The following is a 4,681-nucleotide window of genomic DNA, read 5'->3' as shown; positions in this document are numbered from 1 at the left end:
TTCATGCCAGCCTTCTCCGCTTGGCCGGCTGCGCTTGCCAGACCAGCTCCGCCGGCCAAGCTACCCGTGGCGGAGCGGCCCACCGTGCACTAATTTTACCCTTGGACCACCTCGTGGGGGCCGATCAGTAAACCCTATTGATTCAGCCTGATCGGATGCCGCTCTAGGCGCCTCGGAATAGGTCACCCATGGCACGGCGTAAGAACAGTGTGCGCCACCGGCGACGACGGTGCTCTGGGCGATCGTGGATTATGTGGTAGCGCTGGCAGAAGGCGGCGAGGTTCGTGGCTGCGTTGTTGGCGGTGTCGTGATCCCGGTGTGCGGCGGCCAGCACCACGCGTGTGGTCCGCAGGCCCGCGACCAAGTCAGCCAGCGCCGGCAGCCGTGCAAGGCTCCTGCCCCGCCCATCACGCCAAGCGCCGACCTCGGCGTCCCACCAGCGCCCGTCGCCGAGATGGTAGATGGGAGGCGCCCGTGCGGCCGTCCGCAGCCCTCGCAGGCACCACCAGCACGCCGGAAGCGGATCTCGTGCGACAGATGCGACCAGTCGATCGGGTAGAAGTAACGGTGCTCGCGCCGGATGGGCATCAGAGAAAGTATTGGCCGCCAGAGCAGCTGGCGCTAGACGCCCTGTTTGCCCGACTTCACGCGAGACAGAGTGAGAGCGCTCTCGCGTTCGAACTGCCGCGGCGTCATCTCACCCGCGTCTACGCGCCGGGCAAGCTGCTTCCGGTAGGCAATCGCCGCTTCCTGATCTGGGCTGAGCGTGACGTTTGCCCGTACGGCTGGACCCGTGCGCTCGGCCCACTCCGTATACGAGATGCGCCTTGCATCACGATCGGCACGAAGTCGTGCGACGTCCTCTTGAAACACAGCTACCTGCTGCGGGCCAGGCGTAGCGGTCTGGCAGGCGGCCAGACTAATCGAGGCGATAAGAACAGCGGTAACGTGTCGGTACATGGCAGTGTTCCCCCTAAAACCAGGGGCTTGGACGGTTATAATCAGACAAGCGATGCCTGAAAAGCAACACAACCTCCTAAATCAACTCCTTTTTGAATAGGCACAGGTTACAAAAACGCGCTCCCCGCATGATCCTTGAAGGCGTTCGCTCGACGAACGTACCCGAGCACTGTCCTCGGATCGCGGTGGCCCGACACCTCCATGATCCGTGCGAGATCGGCGCCCCGCTCGGCGGCCGTCGTTACGAACCCAGCGCGCAGGCTATGACCGCCGAAAGCCGCCGGATCGAACCCAGCCGCTCCGGCGTAGTGCTTCACGATGTCCCCGATGCTACGATCCGTCAGAGCTTTGGCTCTGATCCGACCTGACCGCGATACCGCAGCCGCCGTCTTCGACATAGACCGGGCAAAAGCGCTTGTAGCCTTCCTGGAGAAGACGAAAGGACTGGCTCCCCCGAGACCTTGATCGACGGATCAGGCGCACCCCGGTCGGATGGCCAATTGCAACCGGCTTCAGCCATGCGTCACTCGTGATGATACTTCCATAAATCCCTACATTTCCTATCATATCAGACACATCACATGCGCCAGAAGCATGCTGCTCGTTCTGATCTGACTTTGCAACGTGCTACCTTCACTGACACGCAATTCCTCTCCTGACGGATACGCTCACATGGCCTTCGGCATCACCGGCATTCACGGCATGGACCAGCACTTCATCGCGGAGGAGGTCGCCCCCGGCGAGTTCGGGGTGGCGATCCGTCAGGGTGGTGATGCCATCGTCTCGATCCGCCTACGCGACCCGTCCCTGGCCAATGCTCAGGATCTGGCGACGCTGCTCGGCCAAAGGGCCAGCGCAATCATTACCCCGTCGGTGGTCCAGGCCATGCTGGAAGGGACGATGACGGAAGTCTGAGACGCCCTTCCAAACAATCCATAGCAAATCAATCCAATCATTTGCTGCTCAAGTTTCAGCACCGCCAAGATGCGAGATAGGCAAAATTTGCCTTGAAGGGGCAAAATATTCCGTCGCCAGGAGTGGTGGCGAGGCAGATCATTATCCAAAGCATTGCCTCGATTGAGGATTTTGTCTGGCGCTATAATTGCTGGTCAATGCCGAAATAATCGTCGAGGCTTATCATGGACATCTTCACCGCGTTGCAGACGGCGGTCTCGGGCCTCAAGGCCCAGTCCTACGCCATCGACAACATCTCCGGGAACATTGCGAACTCGCAGACCACCGGGTACAAGCGCATCGACACCAGCTTCGTCGACCTGCTGGCCGAGCAGACGCCGAAGCACGAGGTCGCCGGCACGGTGCTGGCGCAGGCGCAGTTGACCAACAGTCTTCAGGGCAACATCGCCTCGACCACCGTCGCGACCAACATGGCCATCAACGGCAATGGCTTCTTCACGGTGATGGCCAAGACTGGCGACGCCAACGGGCAGGCAAGTTTCTCCGGCACACCGGTCTACACCCGCCGCGGCGACTTCGCCCCCGACAAGGATGGCTTACTCGTCAATGGTGCCGGCAGCTACCTCCAGGGTCAGAACTACGATGCGGCGACGGGACAGGTGTCGAGCACCGGCCCGATCCAGATTGGCAATCGGTTGATGCCAGCCCATGCGACCACCACCATCACCTACGGCGCGAACCTACCTGCGACGCCAACCACAACGTCGAAATCCTCGCTTTACGCGCCAACCAACAAGGGTGCGCTCGTCACTGATACGACGGGTACGCCAGACAAGTCCGTTCCTGCCAAGCAGGTCACAGCGGCAGATGCCAAGGATTTCGTCGCCAACAGCATATCTGGTCCTGTGGTCACCGCTTACACGACGTCGGGAGCGCCAGTGAGCGTCAATACCCGCTGGGCGAAGATCCAGGACGCAAAGGCTGCGGATCCGGCTGTGGCGGGGAGCAAGCCAACGCCGGCGATCTGGAACCTGTTCTACGCCTCCGACAGTACCATCTCGGCCGATAATTCCGCCTGGATCAATGCCGGCACCGGCTTCACCTTCGACGGCAGCGGCCAGCTGCTGGAGCCGTCCGACGGCGCGACCATCACTGACCTGACGGTGAACGGCACCAAACTCGGGAGCATCAACCTCGCCTTCGACAAGACCACGCTGACTCAATACGCAGCCTCGTCCGGCGCGGTGACGACGAACGCGCTCACGCAGAACGGATACGCCGCAGGAACACTCAACTCCGTCTCGGTCAGCGACGACGGCAGCATCATGGGGTCGTTCTCGAACGGCTCAGCGGTGAAGCTCGCGCAGGTCGGGGTCGCCCGCTTCATCAATCCAGATGGGCTGAAGCCGCTGTCGAACGGCACCTACGCGCAGACGCTCGATTCCGGCGTGCCGCTCGCGGGGCTGGACGGATCGGCGGTGGTCGGCTCCAGCGTCGAGTCGTCGAACACCGACATTGCGAGTGAATTCTCAAAGTTAATCGTTACCCAGCAGGCGTACTCTGCCAACACGAAGGTGATGTCGACCGCGCAGACGATGATGTCCGACCTGCTCAACATCATCCGCTGAGGACCGGCCGTCCCCGCGCGGCAATGAGAGAGGATCGTCGGCGACATGCCCCTGAACGCGCTCCAGACGGCCACGGCGGGCCTGAAGGCGACCCAGACCGCCATCGGGCTGGTCTCGCAGAACGTCGCCAACGCGGGTACCGCCGGCTACGTCAAGCGGACGATCTCAACGATCTCGTCGGGGCCGGGCAATTCGGGCGTCTCCGTCGGCACGATCACCCGGAGCTTCGACGCGGCAGCGCTGAAGCAGCTGCGCCTCGAGACCGCCGGCTCCGCTTACACCAGTACCAAGGCCGACATCGCCGGGCAGGTGGACTCGCTGTTCGGCACGCCGGGCAGCACGACCGCGCTCGACGGCCTCGTCAATGGCTTCACCGGCTCGCTGCAGAACCTCGCCGCGAACCCGACCTCGGCGGCCGCCCGAAGCACCGTGCTCAGCACCGCCTCGAACCTCGCCAACACCATCAACGGCATCGCTAACAGCGTTCAGGCTCTGCGCACCGGGATCGAATCGAGCCTCGGCAGCCAAACCGCCAGCGCGAGTTCACTCCTCGGCGGCATCGCCGCGCTCAACGTCAAGATCCAGTCGACCACCGACGACCTGACGCTCGCCGACCTCAAGGATCAGCGCGACCAGAAGGTCACCGAGCTGTCCGGCTACCTCGACGTCCAGACCACCGAGCAGCGCGACGGCACCCTCTCGATCACCACCAGCTCCGGCGTGAACCTCGTCACCGGCGGCACGGCGGCGACGCTCGGCTTCGACGGGCGCACCACCCTCGGCGCGAATTCGACCTATTCGACCGATCCCGACCAGCGCAGCGTCGGCACCATCACGGCGACCACGCCGGGCGGCGGCAAGATCGACCTCGGCGCGCCGGGCGTGCTGCGCTCGGGATCGCTCGCCGCCAACCTCGAACTGCGCGACACCACGCTGCCCCAGGTGCAGCGCCAGCTCGACGACCTCGCGGGGGGGATGGCGAGCGCGCTCACTGACAAGACGGCGATCGGTACCGTGAGCGGAAACAGTGCGACCGTGGACCTCGTTAGTGGCCAGTCCGGTATGGTCGGCCTTCAGGTTGGCAACACCATCACGCTGCCCGTGACTATAAACGGAACTATGCGCAATATCATCTTGATCGCATCAAAAGGTGATACCGCCCCTGTCGACCCTAGCAG

Annotated in this window: 3 protein-coding genes and 2 pseudogenes; 3 read left to right on the top strand and 2 right to left on the bottom strand. The window is 63.0% G+C overall.

Annotated features, from left to right (window positions below; genetic code table 11):
- Positions 1-163: 163 nt before the first annotated feature.
- Positions 164-588: pseudogene (locus tag FV226_RS28820) on the bottom strand (hypothetical protein).
- A gap of 479 nt (positions 589-1,067) precedes the next feature.
- Positions 1,068-1,370 (bottom strand): annotated as a pseudogene (locus FV226_RS26790) (tyrosine-type recombinase/integrase); the annotation flags it as partial.
- A gap of 262 nt (positions 1,371-1,632) precedes the next feature.
- Here FV226_RS26790 and FV226_RS26785 point away from each other — a divergent pair.
- The 3 genes from FV226_RS26785 to flgK all read left to right on the top strand — a co-directional run.
- Positions 1,633-1,875: a hypothetical protein gene (locus FV226_RS26785; protein WP_147765315.1), complete on the top strand. Its 243-nt coding sequence runs from the start codon at positions 1,633-1,635 to the stop codon at positions 1,873-1,875.
- Positions 1,876-2,099: 224 nt separating this feature from the next.
- Positions 2,100-3,503, top strand: coding sequence for a flagellar hook-basal body complex protein (locus FV226_RS26780; protein ID WP_147765314.1), 1,404 nt, complete (start codon positions 2,100-2,102; stop codon positions 3,501-3,503).
- A gap of 45 nt (positions 3,504-3,548) precedes the next feature.
- Positions 3,549-4,681 (top strand): flagellar hook-associated protein FlgK (flgK, locus tag FV226_RS26775; protein WP_147765313.1); only part of this gene is annotated, 1,133 nt, incomplete at its 3' end.

The sequence above is a fragment of the Methylobacterium sp. WL12 genome (assembly GCF_008039475.1).
GTDB classification, from domain to species: domain Bacteria; phylum Pseudomonadota; class Alphaproteobacteria; order Rhizobiales; family Beijerinckiaceae; genus Methylobacterium; species Methylobacterium cerastii.
The sequence above is the reverse complement of the archived record's forward strand: the minus strand, read 5'-3'. Positions and strand labels throughout refer to the sequence as shown.